The 21,253-nt window shown below is 70.2% G+C and carries 22 protein-coding genes and 1 tRNA gene; 11 read left to right on the top strand and 12 right to left on the bottom strand.

What is annotated here, in order from left to right; translation table 11 throughout:
• Window positions 1-247 precede the first annotated feature (247 nt).
• Window positions 248-415 carry a hypothetical protein gene (locus D471_RS41005; protein WP_169548905.1) on the top strand — a complete coding sequence of 56 codons (168 nt, stop codon included), beginning with the start codon at window positions 248-250 and terminating at the stop codon, window positions 413-415.
• Between the two features lie 221 nt (window positions 416-636).
• Here D471_RS41005 and pheA read toward each other — a convergent pair whose 3' ends face one another.
• The 7 genes from pheA to D471_RS0126835 form a co-directional block, all read right to left on the bottom strand.
• Entirely contained in the window at window positions 637-1,584 is a 948-nt protein-coding gene (gene pheA, locus D471_RS0126865; protein ID WP_017601478.1) for a prephenate dehydratase, read from the bottom strand.
• A 34-nt stretch (window positions 1,585-1,618) separates the two neighbouring features.
• Window positions 1,619-2,239 (bottom strand): DUF4446 family protein, encoded by a 621-nt coding sequence (locus D471_RS36410; protein WP_083924340.1) that lies wholly within the window; start codon window positions 2,237-2,239, stop codon window positions 1,619-1,621.
• A 75-nt stretch (window positions 2,240-2,314) separates the two neighbouring features.
• Window positions 2,315-3,121, bottom strand: coding sequence for a glycosyltransferase family 2 protein (locus tag D471_RS0126855; protein ID WP_017601476.1), 807 nt, complete (start codon window positions 3,119-3,121; stop codon window positions 2,315-2,317).
• Between the two features lie 4 nt (window positions 3,122-3,125).
• Window positions 3,126-3,482: an STAS domain-containing protein gene (locus tag D471_RS0126850; protein WP_193789795.1), complete on the bottom strand. Its 357-nt coding sequence runs from the start codon at window positions 3,480-3,482 to the stop codon at window positions 3,126-3,128.
• A gap of 121 nt (window positions 3,483-3,603) precedes the next feature.
• Window positions 3,604-4,203 carry an ATP-binding protein gene (locus tag D471_RS0126845; RefSeq protein WP_026128109.1) on the bottom strand — a complete coding sequence of 200 codons (600 nt, stop codon included), beginning with the start codon at window positions 4,201-4,203 and terminating at the stop codon, window positions 3,604-3,606.
• A 125-nt stretch (window positions 4,204-4,328) separates the two neighbouring features.
• The gene (locus tag D471_RS0126840; RefSeq protein ID WP_017601473.1) at window positions 4,329-6,377 is read right to left on the bottom strand and encodes a PAS domain-containing sensor histidine kinase; all 2,049 of its coding nucleotides are present in this window, start codon (window positions 6,375-6,377) and stop codon (window positions 4,329-4,331) included.
• Window positions 6,378-6,453: 76 nt separating this feature from the next.
• Complete coding sequence (locus D471_RS0126835) at window positions 6,454-6,786, bottom strand: rhodanese-like domain-containing protein (RefSeq protein ID WP_017601472.1); 333 nt, start codon at window positions 6,784-6,786, stop codon at window positions 6,454-6,456.
• Window positions 6,787-6,875: 89 nt separating this feature from the next.
• Here D471_RS0126835 and D471_RS0126830 point away from each other — a divergent pair, with 89 nt between their 5' ends.
• Window positions 6,876-7,469 carry an SSI family serine proteinase inhibitor gene (locus D471_RS0126830; protein ID WP_017601471.1) on the top strand — a complete coding sequence of 198 codons (594 nt, stop codon included), beginning with the start codon at window positions 6,876-6,878 and terminating at the stop codon, window positions 7,467-7,469.
• A gap of 77 nt (window positions 7,470-7,546) precedes the next feature.
• Here D471_RS0126830 and D471_RS0126825 read toward each other — a convergent pair whose 3' ends face one another.
• A complete protein-coding gene (locus tag D471_RS0126825) occupies window positions 7,547-8,161 on the bottom strand; it encodes a TenA family protein (RefSeq protein ID WP_017601470.1) in 615 nt (204 codons plus the stop codon).
• A gap of 100 nt (window positions 8,162-8,261) precedes the next feature.
• Window positions 8,262-8,344: transfer RNA gene (locus D471_RS0126820), tRNA-Leu, on the bottom strand.
• A gap of 229 nt (window positions 8,345-8,573) precedes the next feature.
• On the opposite strand from D471_RS0126820, the gene D471_RS0126815 reads away from it, so the two are divergent.
• From D471_RS0126815 to D471_RS0126780, 8 genes are all read left to right on the top strand, one after another.
• The gene (locus tag D471_RS0126815) at window positions 8,574-9,341 is read left to right on the top strand and encodes an FhaA domain-containing protein (RefSeq protein ID WP_442789787.1); all 768 of its coding nucleotides are present in this window, start codon (window positions 8,574-8,576) and stop codon (window positions 9,339-9,341) included.
• Window positions 9,342-9,638: 297 nt separating this feature from the next.
• On the top strand, window positions 9,639-10,151 hold the full coding sequence (locus D471_RS0126810; RefSeq protein ID WP_169548904.1) for an FHA domain-containing protein FhaB/FipA: 513 nt from the start codon (window positions 9,639-9,641) through the stop codon (window positions 10,149-10,151).
• Window positions 10,148-11,626 (top strand): Stp1/IreP family PP2C-type Ser/Thr phosphatase, encoded by a 1,479-nt coding sequence (locus D471_RS0126805; protein ID WP_017601467.1) that lies wholly within the window; start codon window positions 10,148-10,150, stop codon window positions 11,624-11,626. The genes D471_RS0126810 and D471_RS0126805 overlap by 4 nt, the downstream gene beginning before the upstream one ends.
• A gap of 4 nt (window positions 11,627-11,630) precedes the next feature.
• A complete protein-coding gene (locus tag D471_RS0126800; RefSeq protein WP_017601466.1) occupies window positions 11,631-13,037 on the top strand; it encodes an FtsW/RodA/SpoVE family cell cycle protein in 1,407 nt (468 codons plus the stop codon).
• Entirely contained in the window at window positions 13,034-14,500 is a 1,467-nt protein-coding gene (locus D471_RS0126795; RefSeq protein ID WP_017601465.1) for a peptidoglycan D,D-transpeptidase FtsI family protein, read from the top strand. The genes D471_RS0126800 and D471_RS0126795 overlap by 4 nt, the downstream gene beginning before the upstream one ends.
• Complete coding sequence (locus D471_RS0126790; protein WP_017601464.1) at window positions 14,497-15,963, top strand: serine/threonine-protein kinase; 1,467 nt, start codon at window positions 14,497-14,499, stop codon at window positions 15,961-15,963. Before D471_RS0126795 ends, D471_RS0126790 begins: the two co-directional genes overlap by 4 nt.
• 80 nt (window positions 15,964-16,043) lie before the next feature.
• Window positions 16,044-17,882 carry a Stk1 family PASTA domain-containing Ser/Thr kinase gene (pknB, locus tag D471_RS0126785; RefSeq protein ID WP_017601463.1) on the top strand — a complete coding sequence of 613 codons (1,839 nt, stop codon included), beginning with the start codon at window positions 16,044-16,046 and terminating at the stop codon, window positions 17,880-17,882.
• A gap of 160 nt (window positions 17,883-18,042) precedes the next feature.
• Complete coding sequence (locus tag D471_RS0126780; RefSeq protein ID WP_017601462.1) at window positions 18,043-18,297, top strand: cell division protein CrgA; 255 nt, start codon at window positions 18,043-18,045, stop codon at window positions 18,295-18,297.
• Window positions 18,298-18,467: 170 nt separating this feature from the next.
• On the opposite strand, the gene D471_RS0126775 is transcribed toward D471_RS0126780, so the two are convergent.
• Window positions 18,468-19,352 (bottom strand): rhomboid family intramembrane serine protease, encoded by an 885-nt coding sequence (locus tag D471_RS0126775; protein ID WP_193789794.1) that lies wholly within the window; start codon window positions 19,350-19,352, stop codon window positions 18,468-18,470.
• A 42-nt stretch (window positions 19,353-19,394) separates the two neighbouring features.
• Window positions 19,395-19,919: a peptidylprolyl isomerase gene (locus D471_RS0126770; protein ID WP_017601460.1), complete on the bottom strand. Its 525-nt coding sequence runs from the start codon at window positions 19,917-19,919 to the stop codon at window positions 19,395-19,397.
• A 211-nt stretch (window positions 19,920-20,130) separates the two neighbouring features.
• On the opposite strand from D471_RS0126770, the gene D471_RS0126765 reads away from it, so the two are divergent.
• A complete protein-coding gene (locus D471_RS0126765) occupies window positions 20,131-20,673 on the top strand; it encodes a hypothetical protein (protein ID WP_017601459.1) in 543 nt (180 codons plus the stop codon).
• A 38-nt stretch (window positions 20,674-20,711) separates the two neighbouring features.
• Here the strand turns inward: D471_RS0126765 and D471_RS0126760 are convergent.
• Window positions 20,712-21,253 (bottom strand): DUF1707 and DUF4870 domain-containing protein (locus D471_RS0126760; protein WP_026128108.1); only part of this gene is annotated, 542 nt, incomplete at its 5' end.

The following is a 21,253-nucleotide window of genomic DNA, read 5'->3' as shown; positions in this document are numbered from 1 at the left end:
TTCGACCAGCCGGTCCGCGACGGAGGCGTCCTCCCCGCGGGCCCGCTGCGAGGCACGGAGTCGTTCGGGGTCTTCTCGAAGAGCGCGAAGGTCGATCACGTCTTGCAGGTTACCGCCCGGCCCGCTCCGGACCGACACGTTTTTCCGTAGCCGCGTCATAACTGAGAGAGATCATCGTCCTCCTCCATGACAGGGCCGACCTGACACGGGCGCGGCCGTCGGCACACCGGCCAGGGGGAGACACAGCGTGAAACCACTGAGAGAGATGAACACCGAGGAGCTCAGCGCGGCTCTGACCGCCCTGGACGAGTCCAGGCCCGAGGACACCGCCCTCCGGCTGGCCCTCCATCTGGAGCTGCGCCGCGCGGCCGCGGAGGAGTGGCTCCTCGACGACTCCGAGTCCGACCTCCTCTGAGGGCGGTGGTGGGTGACGACGAGGGAGAGACCGCGCCGCAGGCGTCCGTTGAGGGTGCCCGACCCTCCGCGAAGCGGCCCCCGGGCGGTGGTGGGTGACGACGAGGGAGAGACCGCGCCGCAGGCGTCCGTTGAGGGTGCCCGCCCCTCCGCGAAGCGACCCCCGGGCGGTGGTGGGTGACGGGTGGGCCGGAGCACAGCGGCAGGCCCAAAAAACACCGACTAGTCGACATACCCCGCGCGGACGCGTGCGAGCCAGCGCTCGGCCTCGGCGAAGACGGCGTCCGTCGTCGGGCGCGGACGCAGCAGCGGATCGACCTCCGTGGCCCGACCGCTGCGCGGATAGCTGCCCAGGAAGCGCACGTCCCGGCAGACGCGGCGGATGCCCATGAGCGCCTCACCGACCCGCGCCTCGGCCACGTGGCCCTCCGCGTCGATGCAGAAGCAGTAGCTGCCCAGCCCGTCCCCGGTGGGGCGGGACTCCAGCCGCGTGAGGTTGACCCCGCGTACGGCGAACTGGTTGAGCACCTCGATCAGCGCGCCGGGGTGGTCGTCGTTGATGAACGCGACCAGCGACGTCAGATCGGACCCGGTGGGCTCGGGCAGCGCACCGGGCCGGGACAGGTAGATGAACCGGGTGGCGGCGTCGGAACGGTCGCCCACCCCGGTCGCCAGTGCCTGCAGGCCGTAGCGCTCACCCGCGATGACGGCGCAGATCGCGGCGTCGTAGGGCGCACCGGGCTCGGCCACCGAGCGCGCCGCCGCGGCCGTCGACGAGACGGTGTGCGTGTCGGCGTCGGGCAGGTGCCGCGCGAGCCAGCCCCGGCACTGCGCCAGGGCGTGCGGATGGGTCGCCACCCGCTTGACGTCCTCCAGGACCGTCCCAGGCCGGGCGAACAGCGCGAAATCCACCGGAACGGCGGTCTCCCCGGTGATGATCAGCGGGTCCCCGTTGATGAGTTCGGCGATGGTCGCGGTGACTCCGCCCTCGACCGAGTTCTCCAGGGGTACGACACCGCCGTCGACCGAGCCCGACCGCACCGCGTCGAAGACGGCGGCGACTCCCTGGCACGGGACGCGGGCGCCGTCGGGGGCGCCGGGTCGCAGTGCGCGGAGCGCGGCTTCGGTGAAGGTGCCCTCGGGGCCGAGGTAGGCGTAACGGTTGGGCATGGTGTTCAGGCTATACGGCCGAGGCCACGCACGCTCATGCTCCGGTGGCCGGAGCTCCCGCCGGATCGCCCACGAGGTCGCCCACGGGATCGCTCTCGGAGATGTCGGAGGCGACCGCCGCGTCGGACGCGTCATCCGCCCTGAACACGGTGACCGGGACCTCCTCCTCGGCGGCGGCGACGCTCTGGGAACGGCCCCCGTCCTCGCCTCCGGTCCGGGGTCGAACGACCGCGGCTCCCGCCATCGGGGCGGCGGACGCACCGACCCCGTTGCCCAGGCGCGCGGACCGGATGACGCGGTACTCCTCCGGGCTGAGCAGGGTGTCCGCCTCGCCGCGCGTGATCTCCTTGGCGTAGGTCCGCGACTCGGTCCGCCCGTTGATCGAGGTGAGCACCACGCCGTCACCGTCGCTGTTGAGCAGCGCGAGGGAGAACGAGCGTGCGCCCGACATCTCCTCGAGGGCGTCGTAGTGCAGGACCGCGACGTCGCGCACGGCACGCGGGTCCACACCGGAGGCGTTGACCGAGACCGCGCGTTCGGCCAGCGCCCGGGAATCGCCACTGATCTCCCGGGCCCGGACGAGCGCGTACCCGCCGAGGACGAGCCCGCCCACACCCGTGAGCATGCCTATCGAAGTCAGGATCGTTGTGAACACAGGGCGAGCGTATCGCTACACATCGCACGGATGGGGCTACTCTCGGCGATTCGCGCGACTAATTTGCCCGATTTTTCAGGAAAGATCGCCCCTGGTCGACCATGCCCTCCCTCTCGCCCGGTCCCACTGGCGCCGCACCGCCGGCCGGAACTTGCGCACCGTGAGTGCCCTGGCGACGTCCGTGAACTGCCGTGCCCGGTGCAGCTGCGCGCGAAGATCGGTGCCGGTCGCCCTGTGCTCCAGGGGCACCTCGACCTCGACCACCCGAAACCCCGACCGCAGCACGTCGATGGTCAGGCCGGTCTCCACCCCGAATCCCGGCGCCAGCGGGCGGGCCGCCTCGAAGGCAGCTCTGGTCAGACACCGCTGACCGTTGAGCGGCTGCTCCGGTTCCCAACCGGTGGCCCTGCACACGCCCTCGCGCGCGAGTCGTACCACGAACCCGTGGCCGCCCAGGCGCATGCGAGTGGCGGGGAACAAGGCGATCGTCATGTCGACACGGCCCTCCAGGACCGGCGTGACCAGCGGCTCCGCGCTCTCGGCTGTCGCGCCCAGGTCGGCGTCGAGGAACAGGAGGTGGCGCGGTGGCCGACCACCCTCGTCCGTCTCGGCCGCCTCGATGGCGCGGACGCCCTCCGCACCCGTTTCCATGGCCGCGCCCTTGCCCCGGTTGCGGCCGTGTCTGAACACGCGGGCTCCGGCGTCGCGCGCGACGTCGGCCGTACGGTCGGAGGAGCCGTCGTCGACGACGACGACGAAGTCCACCCCCGGCAGCGTGCTCGCGGCCCGGACGGTCGTGCCGATCCTGGCCGCCTCGTCCTTGGCGGCGATCACCACGGCGACACCCGCGGGGTCGCCGGTCTGCCCCCGGTCCACGGTCACCCGACTACTCGCCCGTGCCGGTCCCAGCGCCCACCGGCCAAGCGTCGAACCCGGAGTGGATGGTGAAGACCTCGTTCAGCCCGGTGACCTCCAGGACCTTCACGACCGCCGCCTTCGGCGCCACGAGCTCCAGGTCACCCCCCTTGTCGCGGGAGCGCTTCATCGCGGACAGCAGCACGCTGATGCCGGTCGAGTCGCAAAACTCCGTCCGCGACATGTCGATGACCAGCCGCCGTGCCCCGCCCTCCAGGGCCTCCAGGAGGCCGCTGCGCAACTGGGGTGCCGTGTACAGGTCGATCTCACCGCCCACGGTTACCACCGCGAGGTCGTCCTGAGATCGGCTTGATATCTTCAACTCCACAGTCGTGACTGTAGCGTCCCGACCAGCCACGGGCCACCTCGTTGACGGTGTTTCGCGACATCGGTCACGTTCCTCCGGGTAGCCCGCCCGGGCGGCCTCCGGTCCGGTCGCCCGCGACGGCTCAGAGCAGCGCGCCCCAGGCGGGGGCGCTCTCCCGAACGCGCATGCGTACCGCGACCACCTCGTCGGGGGCCGCGTCCGCGACCGTGTCGGCGCAACGGCGGTCAAGGGCCGAGAGACGACCGGGGTGGAGGTCGTCGACACCGATGTCCAGCACCGCCCAGACCGTGGTCGTGGTCGCGTCCATCTCGGTGCCCCACTGCCCGGCGAGCGACTGGACGATACCCAGCCCCCGCCCACCCAGACCGGACACGGACGGGCGAGCCACACGCGGCATGGTGCTGGATCCGCCGTCACGGACCGCGATCTCCACCCAACCGCCGGACGGCGACCGGTGATCCACCCGCACACGCCACGACACACCGACCGTGTCCTCCGGTTCCGGCAGCGGGGACGCGTGCCGGAGGGCGTTGCTCACGAGTTCACTGATGATGAGGGAGGCGTCGTCGACGCGCTCGTCGCCGATCTCCATGGCGCGCAGGTCACTGCACAGCCGCTGGCGGGCACCGGTCACGCTCATGGGGGCGTAGGGAAGCATGACGCTCCGCTCGACCCGGTACGGGCATGACCCGTCGTCGAGTGGTGTGTTGTCTCCTGACACGACCTTCGTCCCTGCGCGTTGGTACTTCGTCGGGCGGTTCGGAACCCGCCCGATGTGTGTCAGCGAATTCCACCAGGGGTGGAAATGCCCCGATCACCACGCGCGGAAACCCTCGTCGGGGTGAATCAAGGGCGACGACTCGCGTCTTTGGACGTGGATCGCTGACGCGGTAGGGCTTCAGGGCTTTTCGAGGTTTTTGTAGTTTCTTGCGATTGATGATGCTCAGGTGAGTGGTTCGCGCCGGGTGCTCCGCCTCCCACCCCCATGCGTACGACCGCTACATCGGAACGATCCCGGGACCCGGCGTCCTCCGTCCCCTCGTCCCCGTCCCGGCGCACGGGCACGGTGAACCGCATCCGCGTCCCCCGCTGCCGCCGGTGCGCGGTGACGTCCCCGCCCTGCTCCCTCGCCAGTTGGCGGACGATGTACAGCCCCAGGCCGAGGCCACCGAAACGGCTGCGGTCGCTCCGGGGCCCCGACCGCACGAACCGGTAGAAGACCCGTTCCTCGTCTCCCGGGACCAGCCCCAGCCCCTCGTCCTCCACGACGACCACGACCTCGCCGCCCTCCGCCCGGGCGCAGACGTGGATCGTGCCGCCCTCCGGGGAGAACTTGAGCGCGTTGTCCAAGAGCTGATCCATGATCATGCCCGTGGCCAGCGGATCCCCGACGGTCATCGGCAGGTCCTCGTCCGCGACCAGGACCACGTCGTGCCGGTCCGACAGAGGCCGGAACGCCCGAACCGCCCGCCCCAGCAGCTCCCGCAGGTCGAACGGAACCCGGTCGACGTCCAACTCGCCGCGCGACACGTCCGACCCGAGGCGAAGCCGCTCCACGAGGGTGACCAGGTTGGCCGACCGGTCCGCGATCGTCCCGACCGCCTCACGCTGGGACCCGGGGCTCAGCCGGGACCACTTGCGCACGAGCGTGGTGGCGAGGCCGTGGATGACCGTGATCGGCGTGCGCAACTCGTGGCCGCTCGTGGCCAGGAAGAACTCCTGCTCCTCCTCCATCGCCCGCTGCGCGGTGATGTCGCGAAAGTCCACCACCCACTCATGGGTACGCGGGATGCGCGCCATGAGGATCTCCAGCCAGCGACCGTCCTTCAACTGGTGCTTGATCGGCTCACCGTGGGCGGTCGGCAGGGGGAACGGAGGATGTCGTCCCTCCACCTTCTCCGCCGGATACCCGGTGAGCTCCACCGCCGACCGGTTCCACTTGCGGACCCGACCGCCGAAGTCCAGCACGGCGATCCCGTCCGCGCTGGAGTCGGCGACCACCTGTTCGTGGACGCGTTGGAGGTTGAGCTCCTCGTAGGCCATGGCGTTGCCGATGGCCACTCCGGCGTGTGCGGCGAGCAGCTCCAACAACTCCAGCTCCACGTGCCCGACCTTGCGCTGGCTGTAGAGCGCGTACAGGGCGCCGTAGGGGCGGCCGTGGACGTTGGACACGCACAGGGCGATGGTGTGCAGGCCCGGCAGGTCGGCCCAGACCAGGTCCTGGAGGCCCCGCGTGTCCTCGTTGGCCAACAGCACCGACTTACCGCTGCGGAGCAGCTCGCCGAACAGGCTCGTCTCCAGGGGCGCGCTGAAGCCCTGGAGGCGGTCGGACAGGTCGGTGAGGCTGACCAGCTCCACGCGGTCCTCGTTGAGCAGGACGAAACCGCCCGCGTCGGCCCCCGTCAACTCCGTGATGCTCCGGGAGATCCGGTCGAGCACCGACTTCAGGCTGAGGTCGGCGTTGATGTCGACCACGACCTCGGTGAGCCTGCGCACCAGCCGCGCCCGCTCCACGGCCGCCGCCTGGACCTGTGCCTCGTTCTCGCACGGTTGGAAGGTCAGGACCCATCCGACGAGCTCACCACCGGCGTCGAGGACGCAGTTGGTGCTGACCCGCACGTCGATCACCGCGCCGTCCCTGCGCACCCGACGGGTGACGATGGACAGGGACGTACCCGAACGCACCTGTTCGAGCACCGCGCCGTGCTCGGATCGCAGCTCGGCGGGGACGAACGGCGCCTCGCCGCCGACGACCTCCTCCGCGCTCCACCCGAACATGCGCTCCGCCGCCGGGTTCCACACCGTGACACGAAGCTCACCATCGATACCGACCACCGCGTCCGCGGACGCGGCCAGCACGGTTTCGGCGCTGAGGGGCGCGCGCTCGGAACTCACCTCGTCATAGTGCCACCCGGGAGCACCCCAGCGGCAGGGCTTCGCGCAATCTGATGAAAATCGGCGACCGACCGCCTCAGATCACCGTGGGCTCCCCGTCGGTCTCCGCCGTCATGTCCCGACCGGCGTGCTCCCATGCCTGCATGCCACCGGCCACGTTGACCGCGTCCCACCCCGCCTGGTTCAGGGCCGCGGCCGCCTGGGCGGAGCGGCCGCCCACCCGGCAGACGACGTACACCTTGCGGTCCTGGGGAACCTCGCCCGCACGCGCGCCGAGCTGGCCGAGCGGGATGTGCACCGCGCCCGGGGCGTGCCCCGAGCGCCACTCGTCGTCCTCCCGGACGTCGAGCAGGTAGGCGCCCTCCGGCACCTCCGTGACGACCGTCTCCGGAACACCGTGCTGAAACATGTCCGACCCCCTGGGTCCGTACCGAAAAAATCTTCGAGGAAATCACGTCGACGCGGGAACCGCGCGTACTCGCGCCGCGTCCAAGGCGTATGGCTCAGTACCCCTCGGTGACGGCCCCGCCGACCCGCCTCGCCGCACTCGCAGCCCTCGGCCTGCTTCTTATCACGGCCTGCGGCAACGAGCCCGACGAGGTGAGCGCGGGCGCGCCCGACACCTCAAGCCCGTCCGACCCCACCGTTCCCCCCGCCGACCCCTCCGAGAACGACACGTCCCCAGAGGAATCCCCCGACGGCACCGGGGACGCGAACGGCACCGACGACCCGATGCCCGTCGACACCGACCCGGACGCCGCGGTCTCCCTGGTGATCGAACGCACTCTGGAAGAAGAGCAGCACTCACCCCCCGAAGCCGGCTACACGGAGGGGACGTGGACGCTCACGTGCTCCCCCGTGGGCGGGAACCACCCCGACCCCGAGGCCGCGTGCGCCGAGATCGAGGAGGTCGGCACCGAACCGTTCCTCCTGGACACCACCAACATGATGTGCACCGAGCAGTACGGCGGCCCCGAGGTCGTCAACGTCACCGGGCACGTCGACGACGTCCTGATCGACACCGAGTTCAACAAGAACGGCGGCTGCGAGATCGACCGCTTCGAGGACGTGCGCACCGTCCTGAACCCCTAGGAACCATCCGGGAGGGATGCGGGAGGGGACCGGTCGCTGGCGCGCCGGTCCCCTCCTCCCTTCCCCCGCGTCGCGGTTCAGGGCGCGTAGGGCGTGTCCCAGAAGGCGACCTCGTGGCGCATGCCCTCCAGGAAGAGGCGTTCGGCGCGCTCGGGGTCGGGCCGGGCCTCCTCCAACCTGCGCCCGTAGTGCTCGGTCAGCCGGGTGAACCCGGGATCGGCGTAGGTGTCCACCCAACGCGCGTAGCGCGGGTCGTCGGGGCGCGACTTGGCCAGTTCGATCCCGAGCTGGTTGTAGCCCCACATGCACGGGTACACGGCGGCGAGCCCGTCCCGGTAGTCGGCGGCGGCCTCCAGCAACCACGAGGTGTAGGCCGCGCACGCGGGCCCCTTCTCCTTCGTGGTCAGGTCCGCGCCGAACTCGCCCGACAGCGAGCGGTGCAGTTCCAGCTCCTCGTTCAGCGTGCTGTGCGCGATCCCCACCAGGTCGGCCAGGTGGCCGTCGGGCGCCTGCCAGGCCAGACGGGAGAAGGCGCGCGCGTAGTCCAGCAGGTACAGGTGGTCCTGCTCCAACCAGTAGCGGAACGCGCGCTCGTCGAGGTCGCCCCGGGCGATCCCGGCGACGGTGGGGTGGGCCAGCTGCTCGTCGACCAGCGGGCGTCCGATCGCGTGGAGTCGTTCGATGATGCTCACGTCCGCAGTGTGCCACCTGGCCCGCGGCCGCTCCGAGCCGGACCCCGCGCACAAAAGAGACCCGGTGGAGACCGCAGAGCGATCCCCACCGGGTATGTTGTGGGCGAGGAGGGATTTGAACCCTCACGTCCTTTCGGACACACGGACCTGAACCGTGCGCGTCTACCGTTCCGCCACCCGCCCGGGTGACCTTCATCCAGTTGTATTGCCAGGTGGTTGGGGCCTTTTCGGCCTGTTCCGCCTGGCGACATGGATAAGGCTAGCACGGTCTGAACGCGGTTCGCACACGCTTTCCGGTCCGCCCATGACCGGCTCCGAGCACGCCTGCCGGGGGGTGCGCCTGAATCCGGGGGCACCCCGACCCGGTTACGATCGTCTACACATACGGAGTGGAGTACAAGGGAGGTACCTCGTGGGAGTGCTCCAACGCTTCGAACGCAGGCTTGAGGGCATGATCGAAGGCACCTTCGCGATGGCCTTCAAGTCTGAGCTCCAACCCGTCGAGGTGGCGAGCGCAGTTCAGCGGGAGATGGACGAACGAGCCGCGATCGTCGCTCAGGGACGCACACTCGTCCCGAACGACTTCATCGTCGAGCTCTCAGCCAGCGACAGGGAGCGCTTGGAGGTCTACGCCGACAGTCTCGGACAGGAACTGGCCAAACTCGCCCGCGACTACGCGACGGAGCAGGGATACTCCTTCGTCGGCCCGGTCCGCGTCCACTTCCGGTCGGACGAGGGCCTCAAGACGGGGCGCTTTCGCATCCGGTCGGGTGTCGTCCGCGGTCCCGTGGTCAGCGGGGAGGGCGAGGTCCGGCAGCCGGTCGGCGACCCCGGAGCGACCGGGGGCGAACGCCAGGCCGGGCGTCCGCGCCTGCTCATCTCCCCCGGTGGCGCCACCGCCGAGGGAAGCATCGCCAGCCACGGCATGCAGCAGTCCTTCGAGCTCACCACCCCCGTCACCCTGATGGGCCGCGGCACCGACTGCGACCTGCGGCTCGTGGACAACGGGGTGTCCCGCCACCACGTGGAGATCCACCTGGACGGCGACGAGGCGATCCTGGTCGACAAGGGCTCCACCAACGGGACCTTCGTCAACGGCCAGCAGGTCAGGCAGGCCCGTCTGGTGGACGGGAGCAGGATCAGTCTCGGCCGCACCACCATGACGTTCAGGCGCGACTGACCGGGCCCGACCGGGAGTTCGACCGATCAGACCCGGAGGGATCGAAACCAACCCCGTCCCACCGACGTCTGACTGGTCGAAATCCGGTGGTGGCCGATTGCGGTACCGCTGTCGGATATGTGTCCGGGACGGTAGTCTCCCGCGAAGACCTGACCGATCGGGCAGACTGGCCGCGGCCTCGGGGGCCGTGGACCAGCGACCATGACAACTCACCGACCCGAAGGTGAGGCAGACTCGGTGGCGGCGCCGACGACCGTCACCCCGGCCGGAGCACGACAGGGGCTGAAGAGCGGTTCGATGTCCAACTTGACCCTCATATTGATCAAGATCGCGTACCTTGCGGTGCTCTGGCTGTTCGTCCTCATGGCGGTCGGGGTCATCAGCACCGATCTCTTCGGCCCGTCGAAGAAGAAGGGTCGGAAGAAACGGCCCCGTCCCCAGGCACGGCCCGCGTCCGGCGGCGCTCCGTCCCGGCCCGCCCCGGCCCGCCAGCAGCGCCCCCAGCGGCAGCGCCGCAACGACCCCGTGGTCCTGGCGGTCACACAGGGGCCCCTCGCCGGTACCACCGTGGACCTGGCGTCCCAACCGATCCTCATCGGCCGCGCACCCGACTCGACACTGGTCATCACCGATGACTACGCCTCGGGTCGCCACGCCCGTGTCTACTCCGAGGGCGGCCGCTGGTTCGTGGAGGACCTCAACTCCACCAACGGCACCTATCTCGGCCAGCAGAAGCTGAACCGCCCCCAGCCCATCACGGTGGGTCAGCCCATCCGTATCGGCAAGACCGTCCTGGAACTGCGCAAATGACAATCGCTCTCCGATACGCGGCGTACTCCGACGTAGGATGCCTCCGCGAAGGCAACGAAGACTCCGGCTACGCCGGCCAGCACCTCCTCGCGGTGGCCGACGGCATGGGCGGCTACGCGGGCGGTGAGGTGGCCAGCTCGATCGCGATCTCCACGATCCGCCGACTCGACACCGAGCCCCACGGCACCGAGGAGATGGCCGAGTCCCTCCAGCGGGCCGTCGAGCAGGCCAACGCCTCCCTGTCACGGCGGATCATGGCCGAGCCCCAGCTCGAGAACATGGGCACCACCCTGACCGCGATGCTGTGGTCGGGCCCCCGGGTGGCACTGATCCACATCGGCGACTCACGCGCCTACCTGCTGCGCGGACCGCGCTTCGAGCAGATCACCCACGACCACACCCTGGTGCAGACCCTCGTCGACGAGGGCAAGATCACCGAGGAGGAGGTCGCCACCCACCCGCAGCGCTCCCTGATCCTGCGGGCCCTGGACGGCAAGAGCCCGGTCGACCCGGACATCTCCATCAGCGAGGCCAAGCCCGGCGACCGGTACCTGCTGTGCTCGGACGGACTGTCCGGGGTGGTCACCAAGAAGACCATCCACGAGACGCTCGCGACCGAAGCCGACCCGCGCGTGGCCGCGAAGAAGCTCATCGAACTCGCCATCCGCGGCGGCGGCCCGGACAACATCACCGCCGTCATCGCCGACGTCATCGAGACCGAGACCGACCGCGAGGGCCCGACCGCCGAACCACAGGTGGTCGGGGCGGCCGACCAGCGGTCCGAGGTCGACGAGCAGGCGGGCGACACCCCCGCCAGACGGGCGCAGGAGCTGCGTGGCTCCGGGGGCGACACCGCGGAGATGGACCGGGTGGAGGATGTCGCCGCGCCCGGCTACTCCGGCCCCTACGAGGAGCCCCACGACGACTTCGACGACCGGCCCGCCCGGGGGCGCGGGCGCGGACGCGGCCCGGAGGAGCCGGAACCGGAGTACCGTACGCGCCGGTGGTGGCCGGTGATCGTGGCCTTCCTCGTCATCGTCGCGCTCGTGGCGGGCGTCGCCTACTACTTCGGCCGACAGTACGTCGACAGCCAGTTCTACGTGGGTCCCTCCGCCTCGGGCGACACCGTGAGCATCTACCAGGGCATCGACACCGACATCGCGGGCTTCAGCCTGTCGGAGGAGATCGAGGCCTCCGACATCCGCATGGACGAGCTCAGCGAGGGCGACCGCTCGACCGTCCAGAACACCATCCCGGTCGAGAGTCTGGAGGAGGCCCGGGGCCGGATCGAGGACCTCAACCAGAACCTGGCCGAGGCCGCGGAGAACGACACCGACCGGGAGGACCCGCGGGACACCGGGTCAGGGGACACCGGGACGGCCGACGAGAGCGCGGAGCCCACCGAGGGCGCCGAAACCGAGGCAGGGTCCGCGGACTCCGGCTCCGCGACCACCGAGACCCAGGAATCGGGGTGACCCCTTGAGCACCGCCACCGCGGAGGCGCCCACGGCGCTCCCCCCGATCAAGCGGCGCAACGCCGAGCTCGTCCTCGTCGCGGTCGCCATCGCCATCACCATGGCCGGGATCGCCATCGCCGGGCTCAACCTGAACGGCCGCATTCCCTCCGCGATGTGGACCGTCGGCCTGACCTTCGGCGTCCTGGCCATCGCCGCCCACGTCGCGATGCGGTTCTTCGCCCCCTACGCCGACCCGCTGATCCTGCCCTGCACCCTGTTCCTCAACGGGATCGGGGTCGCGATGATCTGGCGGCTGGCCGCCGTCGAGGCCGAGGACATCGAGCGCGCCGGCGCGGGCATGCAGCTCGTCTGGTCCGGGATCGGGCTCGTCTGCTGCTTCCTGATCATCATCTTCCTCAAGGACCCCCGAGTCCTCCAGCGCTACACCTACATCAGCGGCCTGGTCGCGATCGTCCTGCTCCTCCTGCCCGCCATCCCGGGCCTGGGCTATGCGGTCTACGGCGCCCGGCTGTGGATCAAACTCGGGCCGTTCACCATGCAGCCCTCGGAGTTCGCCAAGATCGCGCTGGTGATCTTCCTGGCCTCCTACCTGATGAACAAGCGGCAGGTCCTGGCGATCGTCGGCAAGCCGATCAAGGTCGGCCGGTTCAAGATCATCGACCTGCCCCGCGGGCGCGACCTCGCCCCGATCGCCGTCGGCTGGGTGATGGCCATCGGCATGCTGGTGCTCCTGCGCGACCTGGGCACCTCCCTGCTGCTCTTCGGCACCTTCCTGGCCATGCTCTACGTGGCCACCCAGCGCTCCTCGTGGGTGACCATCGGACTGGTCCTGTTCATGGGCGGCGCCACCCTCGCCTACCTCCTCTTCTGGCACGTACAGGCCCGGGTGAACATCTGGCTGAACGCCTTCGACCAGGAGGTCTACGACGCGATCGGCGGTAGCCAGCAGCTGGTCCAGGGCATCGTCGGACTCGGCTACGGCGGACTGTTCGGCACCGGCCTCGGCGGCGGTGAGGCGGACCAGATCTTCGCCGCGGAGAGCGACTTCATCCTCGCCTCCCTCGGCGAGGAGCTCGGTCTGACCGGCCTGCTCAGCGTGCTGATCGTGCTGTTCCTCCTGGTGGAGCGCGGCATGCGGATCGCCCTGGCGTCCACCATCCCGTTCAACAAGCTTCTGACCAGCGGCATCGCCTTCGTCCTCGCCTACCAGGTCTTCATCGTCCTGGGCGGGCTGACCAGGGTCATCCCGCTGACCGGTTCGACCACCCCCTTCATGGCGGCCGGCGGTTCGGCTCTCATGGCGAGCTGGATCATGATGGGCATCCTGCTGCGCATCAGCGACATCGCCCGCAGGCCGGCACCGCAAGCGATTCAGGACGAGGGCGCGACCCAGGTGATCAGACGATGAACACTCCGATCCGCCGACTCAGCATCTTCACGATGGCGCTGTTCGCCATCCTGATGCTGAACCTGAGCTGGATCCAGGGGTTCCGCGCGAACGCCCTGATCGAGGATCCGCTCAACAAACGCCAGTACAGCGAGTACCTCAGCCAGCCGCGCGGTCCCATCGAGATCGCGGGGGAGAGCGTCGCCTTCTCGGAGGACGTCGCCGAGGACGGCACCAGCCCCCTCTACCAGCGCGAGTACACCGGCGGCGGCATGTACACGCCGATCACCGGCGTCCTGAGCGTGTACAGCACCACCGGCATCGAGCGGGCGCAGAACTCGCTGCTCGACGGCACCGACGACCGGCTCGCCGTGCGCAACTTCCGCGACATCATCACCGGCCGCGACCCCGAGGGCGCCCGGGTTCAGCTGACGCTCGACCCGGCGGTCCAGGAGGCCGGTTACAACGGCTTCCAGAACGGCGGCTTCCAGGGCGCGGCGGTGGCGCTCGACCCGAGCACCGGCGCGGTACTCGGCGCGGTCTCCTACCCGACCTTCGACGCCAACGACGTCGCCAGCGTCACCGACCGGAACACGGCGGTCGCCAACTTCCAGGAGCTGGAGAACGACCCGAGCCAGCCCCTGCTCAACCGCGCCCTCAACGAGCGCTACCCCCCGGGGTCGACGTTCAAGGTGGTGACCGCGGCCGCGGCGATCGAGAACCTGGACGCCACCCCCGACAGCACGCAGGAAGCTCCGGACAACCTGCAGTTCCCCACCGGCCCCCCGCTGCCCAACGCCACACCGGGCGGCACGTGCAACGGCGGCGAGCCGGACACCCTGGCGCACTCGATCCAGATCTCCTGCAACACCTCCATGGCGAACTGGGCGATCGAGATGGGCGGCCAGACCCTGTCCGACCAGGCGACCGCGTTCGGATTCAACCCGGACGAGGGCGAGGAGCTGCGGATCCCCCTTCCGGTCACCGGAAGCCTGGCGCCTCCGGAGTCCGAGGACAGCATCCTCGGCCGCGCGGGCATCGGCCAGTCCAACGTCGAGGCCACGCCGCTGCAGATGGCGATGGTGGCCGCCGGCGTGGCCAACGGCGGCGAGGTGATGCGCCCCTACGTGGTCGACTCGGTGCTGGACTCCGACATGTCCGTGGTCACCGAGACCCAGCCGGAGACGTTCTCCCAGGCGGTCAGCGCGAGCACCGCGCAGGACCTCACGGACATGATGGTCCTGGTCACGGGCCCGGGCGGTTCCGGAACCAACGGAGCGATCCCCGGCATGGAGGTCGCGGGCAAGACCGGTACCGCCGAGACCGGCGGCGACCAGGGCACGCACAACTGGTTCATCGGGTTCGCTCCGGCCGACGACCCGGAGGTCGCGGTCGCGGTCGTGATCGAGCACGGCGGCGGCAGCGGCGGCACCCTGGCGGCGCCGATCGCGCGCGCCATGATGGAGGCAGTGGTAACGGAGTGAGCGCCTACGAGCCCTCGGAAGGTCCCGGTGGACTCACCGGGACCGTTCTGAGTTCCCGCTACCGCCTGGAGGAACAGGTGGGTTCGGGCGGCATGGGCACCGTCTGGAAGGCGACGGACACGCTGCTCAACCGACCGGTGGCCGTCAAGCTGCTGCACCCCTCCCAGATGGCGGAGCCGACGGCGCGGCAGCGGTTCCGCACCGAGGGGCGGATCACCGCGGGCCTGTCCCACCCGGGGATCGCCCAGGTCTACGACTACGGTGAGGAGGACGGGCGCGCCTTCCTCATCATGGAACTCGTGGTCGGGGAGCCGCTCTCCCAACTGCTGCGCGAGCAGGGCCGCCTGAGCCCGGACCGGACCCTCGACTTCGTCTGCCAGTCCGCCCAGGCCCTGGCCGCCGCGCACGCGCGCGGTGTGGTGCACCGCGACATCAAGCCGGGCAACCTGCTGGTCACCGGCGAGGGCCAGATCAAACTCACCGACTTCGGTATCGCCCGGGGCGACATGTCGGTCACGCTCACTCAGACCGGCATGGTCATGGGGACCGCCCAGTACATCTCGCCGGAACAGGCCTCCGGGCGTCCCGCGAGCGCGGCCTCGGACCTGTACGCGCTCGGTGTGGTGGCCTACGAGTGCCTGGCGGGCCAACCGCCGTTCACGGGCGACAACCCGGTGGCGCTCGCCCTGGCCCACACCCGCGACGAGCCCCCGGAACTGCCCGACGACATCCCCGCCGACATCGACGACCTCGTGTCGGCCCTGCTGCTGAAGGACCCCGACGAGCGCCCGGCCTCGGCGAGCGAGGTGGCGCACATGGCGGCCGTCATCCGCTCGAACTCCGGGACCGGTCCGCCGACGCCCTCCGCCGGGTTCGGATCCGTCGCCCGGACGGCCGTGGTCGGCGCGGTCCCCGACACCGGTCCCGTGCGCGGGCGAACCGCCGACCAAGAGATCGTAACCCCTGGTGATCAAGGGGACTCGGCTAGGCTGTCGGGAGCGTCCCGACGGCGTGTCAGTCTCCCGGTCGTCCTCGCCGCGGTCGTGGCGATGTTCGTCGTCGCGGCCGCCGTGGTGGCCGGGTTCCTGTACAACGGGACGTCGACCGCCGACCCCGTACGCGACTCCGTCGAGCCTCCGGCGACGTCGGAGCCGTCCCCTCCCGCGCCCTCGGAGGCGACCGAGGAGCGGGACGGCGCACCCGAGCGTCCCGTGGACGACGGACCCGACACGGAGTGGACCACCGGCCCGGAGGCGACCACTCAGGAGGAGGACCCCAGCCCGGAGGAGGTTGAACCGACCGACGAGGTTCCCGACGAACCGTCCACACCCGTGGAGGACGGTGACACGACTCCCCCCGCGGACGACGGCGGCGACACCGGCGGTGACGACGGTGGCGGTGAGGACCCCACAGACGACCCGGGCGGCGACGGTGGCGACACCACGCCCCCGACGGAACCATGACGAGGAAATGAGCGAACGACGCTCTGGGTAGGCGGCGGCCCGCGGGCGGCCACCGGAAGACACGAGGATTAGTACACGACATGTCCCAGCCCCGGCTCCTTGGTGGACGCTACGAACTCGACACCGTCGTCGGGCGCGGCGGCATGGCCGAGGTCCACCGCGCACGCGACCTCCGGCTCGACCGGCTCGTCGCGATCAAGACCCTCCGACACGACCTCGCCCGCGACCACGTGTTCCAGGCCAGGTTCCGCCGCGAGGCGCAGTCCGCTGCCTCACTGAACCACCCGGCGATCATCGCGGTCTACGACACCGGCGAGGACGTGGTCGACGGGGTGTCGATCCCGTACATCGTCATGGAGTACGTGGACGGACGCACGCTGAAGGAACTCCTCGACGACGACCGGCGCCTGTTGCCGGAGCGATCGGCCGAGCTCGTCGACGGCATCCTCAACGCGCTGGAGTACAGCCACGACAACGGGATCGTCCACCGCGACATCAAGCCCGCCAACGTGATGCTGACCCGCAACGCCGAGGTCAAGGTGATGGACTTCGGCATCGCCCGTTCGATGGGCGACGACCAGGCGACCATGACGCAGGCCTCCCAGGTCATCGGCACCGCGCAGTACCTGTCACCGGAACAGGCGCGCGGCGAGCGGGTGGACCCGCGCAGCGACATCTACTCCACCGGGTGCGTGCTCTACGAGCTGCTCACCGGCCGGCCGCCGTTCACCGGGGACTCCCCCGTGTCGATCGCCTACCAGCACGTGCGTGAGGAGCCCGTCCCCCCGACCGAGGTCGACCCGCAGGTCCCGGACTGGCTGGAGGACGTCACCCTCCGCGCCATGACCAAGGACCGCGAGGAGCGCTACCAGAACGCCGCGGAGATGCGCGCGGACATCCAGCGCGGCCTGGCGGGTATGCCCACGCAGGCGGGCACGATGGCCATGGCGGCCGCGGGCGCGACCACCGCCCTGCCACCCGCGAACGGCGGCGGGTACGACGGCTACGACGACGGTTACGACCGTTACGACGACTACGACGACCGCTACCAGGAGGAGCCGCGCAAGGGCGGTGCGGGCAAGGCCGCGCTGTGGGCCCTCCTGGCCGTGGGCGTGATCGGCTCCCTGGTGCTGGCCTTCTGGTTGCTCACCAGGGAGAACCAGCCGACCATCGAGGAGGTCGCGATCCCCGACGTGGTCGGCGAGACGGAGGACGCCGCCAGGGCGACCCTGACCGGCGCGGGCTTCGAGGACATCGCGACCGAACAGCGGGCCGATGAGGCCGAACCCGGCACGGTGCTGGAGACCGACCCGGAGGCCGACACCCCGCATCCGGTGAACCAGGAGGTCGTCCTGGTCCTGTCCTCCGGACCGGAGGCCGTGGAGATCCCGAACGTGGAGGGACAGCCCGAGGCGCAGGCCCGCGGCACCCTCAACGACCAGGGATTCGCGACCGTCAACGTGGAGCAGCGGGCCAGCGGGGACATCGCCGAGGGCAGCGCGGTGGGCACCGACCCGCCCGCGGGCGACGAGGTGGCCCCGGACACGGAGATCACGCTCTACATCTCCTCCGGTCCGGAACAGGTGCAGGTGCCCGAACTGGTCGGCATGACCCGTGATCAGGCCGAATCCGCGCTGCAGCAGCTGGGGCTCACCGCCCAGATCACCGAGCAGGAGACCGCGGACTCCACGGCGGGCCTGGTGCTCTCCCAGTCCATCCCGGCCGAACGGCAGGTTCCCCCGGGAACCGTGGTGACGCTGACCGTCGCGGTGGCGCCCACCCAACCCGAGCCGCCGACGGACGGCGAGACGGATCCGGAGGAGCCCGGACAGCCGGGTGACCCGGAGGACCCGGAGCAGCCGGGTGGCCCGGGCGACCCCGGTGACGGTGACGACGGACTCTTCTTCCGGACCCCCTGAGGAGTCTGAGAGTGGGGGCCGTGCTCTTCGGAGCACGGCCCCTCGTCGTTCCCGGACGGGCGGGGGAGAGGATCGTGTCCGCGCGGCGGTGACGCGGGAGCGCCCCGGGGCGTAGACTGTGGAGCGTTTCGAACCGCCCACCTCATCTGGAGCAGCGCCCGTGCCGAAGTCCCGCAGCGACCGCAAGAAGAAGGCCGTCTACACGCCGCCTCCTTCCAAGGAGAAGCCCAAGGTCACTCCACGGTGGCTGGTTCCGACCATGCTCGGCTTCTTCATCGCGGGCATCCTCTGGATCGGCGTCTACTACATCGCGGGCCAGTACGTGCCGTACATGCAGGACTGGCACAACTGGAACCTGCTCATCGGCTTCAGCGGCATCATCGCGGCGGTCGTCCTGTCCACTCGCTGGCACTGACGGACGTACCCCCCAGGGTTTCCACAGGGTTATCCACAGGCTGTGGGTAGCCGATCTCGGCATGTCCGCGCCCGTGGTGGTTCGCGCGGGACACACGACGGGCCCCGGACCTGTGCACAGGTCCGGGGCCCGTCACCGTACGGGGAGCCCTCCGCGGTGCTCGGCGTCGGTCAGAGGAGTCCTGGGACGACGAGCAGCAGGACCACGAGAAGGGCGGCGAAGGCCGCCGTCACCAGCGTGTGGACGGTCGTGCGCGTCGTCGCCCCCGCGTCCCGCCCCGGGAGATAGGCGAAGACCGCCCCCAGGACCAGACCGGCCACCAGACCGCCGATGTGGGCGGTCCAGGAGATGTTCGGGACGACGAAGGTCAACACCAGGTTGACCGCGAGGAGCGCCCCGACCATCCGCAGGTCCAGCCGGAGCCTGCGGCCGATCACGAACACCGCCCCGAAGAGCGCGAAGATCGCCCCGGACGCTCCGACGGCGAACCCCTGCGGCTCGACGAGCGTGGTGAGCACCGACCCGGCGACGGCGCCCAGGACCCACAGGGCGACGAACCTCCCATGGCCCAGCCAGCGTTCCAGCTGGGTGCCGAGGAGGTACATCGCGTAGCCGTTGAACAACAGGTGGAAGATCCCGCCGTGCAGGAACGCGGCGGTGATCAGCCGGTACCACTCGCCGTTCAGGACCCCGAGCCTCTCCCCCCACTCGGTGACCCCGAAGCCCAGCATGCCGAACTCCCAGACCAGGGGCGAGGATCCGGCCGCCCCCATCGCGGTCGCCAGTTGGGCCAGGTAGCCCCCCGCCATCAGGACCAGGATCGTCCAGGTGACGTAGGGCTTGCTCACGGCCCGGCCGCCGAAGGCGGTGCGGGCCGGACGTGTCGCGCGCCTGCCCGCCGCCACGCAGTTCGGGCACTGGAACCCCACCGACGCCTCGACCATGCAGTCCGGGCAGATGGGCCGCGCGCACCGGGTGCAGCTGACCCCGGTCTCCCGACCGGAGTGCCGGTAGCAGGTGCGTGGTGCGCCGGGGGGTGGTGGCGACGCGGTCATGGGCGGGTTCTCACTCCTCGGGCTCTGGGCACGTCGGATCCGCTATCGGGTGATCTCGACGGACTCGATGACGACGTCCTTGTGGGGGCGGTCGTCCGGGTCGGTCGCGACGTGGGAGATCTTCGTGACCACGTCGGAGCCCTCGACCACCTCACCGAAGATGGTGTGGCGGCCGTTGAGCCAGTTCGGCTCGCCGACGGTGATGAAGAACTGCGAGCCGTTCGTGCCCGGGCCGGCGTTGGCCATGGCGAGCAGGAACGGGCGGTCGAAACGGAGCTTCGGGCTGATCTCGTCGCCGAAGGTGTAACCGGGGCCGCCGCGGCCGGTACCGAGCGGGCATCCCCCCTGGATCATGAAGTTCTCGATGACCCGGTGGAAGATCGTGCCCGAGTACAGGCTGTCGTTGGACATCTTTCCGGTCGCGGGGTCCATCCACTGCTTGGAGCCCTCGGCGAGGCCGATGAAGTTGGCGACCGTCTCGGGAGCCTCCTCCTCGAACAGCCTGACGACGATGGTTCCTTCGGAGGTCTTCAGCCGCGCGGTGGGCTGGCCCTTGGAGTCCGACACCTATGTGCCTTTCGGTCGAGCGTACTTGTGTGATCACGTTACCCGTCCGGCCCGATCCCTTCACCGGAACCCCGTTGACCTGTGGACGACCGTCCCGGTGTCGAAACGCCAAACCCCGAAGGAGAGGACGTAAGTTGAGATAACACCCGGATAACACGGCGTGCATCCGCCTACCGGGTGGGGACCGAGAACGATCGAAGGAGCTGACGACGTGCCCATCACTTCGAAGCGTCGCAAGGCACGCAAGGAGGCGGAGGCGACCCTCGTCCGCCTCCAGGAGCTGGCCCGCGACCAGGCCGACCGATTCGGCCCGTACGCCGACCAGGCACGGGACCAGGCCGCCCTGAGGCTCCTCCAGGCGCGCGGGTGGACCGCTCCCAAACTGGAGACGGCCGCACAGCGGGTCGAGGACACGGTGGCGCCCCGGGTGGCCGGGATGCTCGCCGCGGCCGCGCACCGGGTCGACCCGCACCCGGCGCCGCGTGGGAGGAAGCTCCTGTGCGGGGGCGTGCGCGTCCCCCGCGCGGTACTGATCGGTGGCGCCGCCGTGGTCGGCGGTGTGATCGTGTACTCGCTGATCCGACTGCGCCAGGCGTCCCAGGACGCCGAGTGGCAGGAGCACCTCGACCAGGCCCGCGAACAGGTCCGTGAGACCCGCGAGAACCTGGAGGAGAAGGCCGGGTCGGTCAAGGAGAAGGTCCGTGCCGCGACGAGCCACGAGCGGGCCGGGAAGAACGGGCACCCCGACCGCTGACGCGCGGGGGCGCGGCGGCGTCTCCCCGCGCCCTCCACTCAGTCGTCCTTGAGCAGGCGGAAGAACATGGGGTACCGCCAGTTCTTCCCCATGAGGGCCGCCAGCGAGGCGACGGCCGGGAGGATCATCACGCCCAGGAGCACGTAGACGGTGACCAGGAGCGGGATGACCAGCCAGAAGACCAGCAGGCTGCCGATCCCGGCGATGAGGCAGAAGAGCTGGAAGTTCAGCGACTCCATGGCCTGACGGCGGACGTACGGCGAGAGTCTGTCGCTCGCCAGGAAGATCAGCAACGGAGCCACGATCGGGAAGAAGTAGTTCCCCGCGTGGGCGCAGGCCGCGACCACGCGTTCCACCGGTGTGCTGGGCAGCGGCGTCCTGGGGTCGACGGTCTCCTTGGCGCCCGTGGGCGCGTTCGGCGCACCGCCCGGAGCCGGCGCCAGGTCCCGGGTGAGCGGCTCCAGATCGGCCCGCACCTTGGCCCGCATCGCGAGATCCAGGCGCTGGTCGAACTCCTCCTCGTCCAGCTGCCCCAGGCTGTAGGCCTCGCGGAGCATCTCGGCCACGGTGTCCCGGTCGG

The sequence above is a fragment of the Nocardiopsis lucentensis DSM 44048 genome (genome assembly GCF_000341125.1).
In the GTDB taxonomy this organism is placed as follows: domain Bacteria; phylum Actinomycetota; class Actinomycetes; order Streptosporangiales; family Streptosporangiaceae; genus Nocardiopsis; species Nocardiopsis lucentensis.
The sequence above is the reverse complement of the archived record's forward strand: the minus strand, read 5'-3'. Positions and strand labels throughout refer to the sequence as shown.

Excerpts from the sequence above, each read along its gene's own strand:
- pheA (WP_017601478.1), bottom strand. The coding sequence starts at position 1,584 with ATGCCCAACCGTTACGCCTACCTCGGCCCCGAGGGCACCTTCACCGAA.
- D471_RS0126835 (WP_017601472.1), bottom strand. The coding sequence starts at position 6,786 with ATGTTTCAGCACGGTGTTCCGGAGACGGTCGTCACGGAGGTGCCGGAG.
- D471_RS0126775 (WP_193789794.1), bottom strand. The coding sequence starts at position 19,352 with ATGACCGCGTCGCCACCACCCCCCGGCGCACCACGCACCTGCTACCGG.
- pknB (WP_017601463.1), top strand. The coding sequence starts at position 16,044 with ATGTCCCAGCCCCGGCTCCTTGGTGGACGCTACGAACTCGACACCGTC.
- D471_RS0126795 (WP_017601465.1), top strand. The coding sequence starts at position 13,034 with ATGAACACTCCGATCCGCCGACTCAGCATCTTCACGATGGCGCTGTTC.
- D471_RS0126830 (WP_017601471.1), top strand. The coding sequence starts at position 6,876 with ATGGCTCAGTACCCCTCGGTGACGGCCCCGCCGACCCGCCTCGCCGCA.
- D471_RS0126810 (WP_169548904.1), top strand. The coding sequence starts at position 9,639 with ATGTCCAACTTGACCCTCATATTGATCAAGATCGCGTACCTTGCGGTG.
- D471_RS0126805 (WP_017601467.1), top strand. The coding sequence starts at position 10,148 with ATGACAATCGCTCTCCGATACGCGGCGTACTCCGACGTAGGATGCCTC.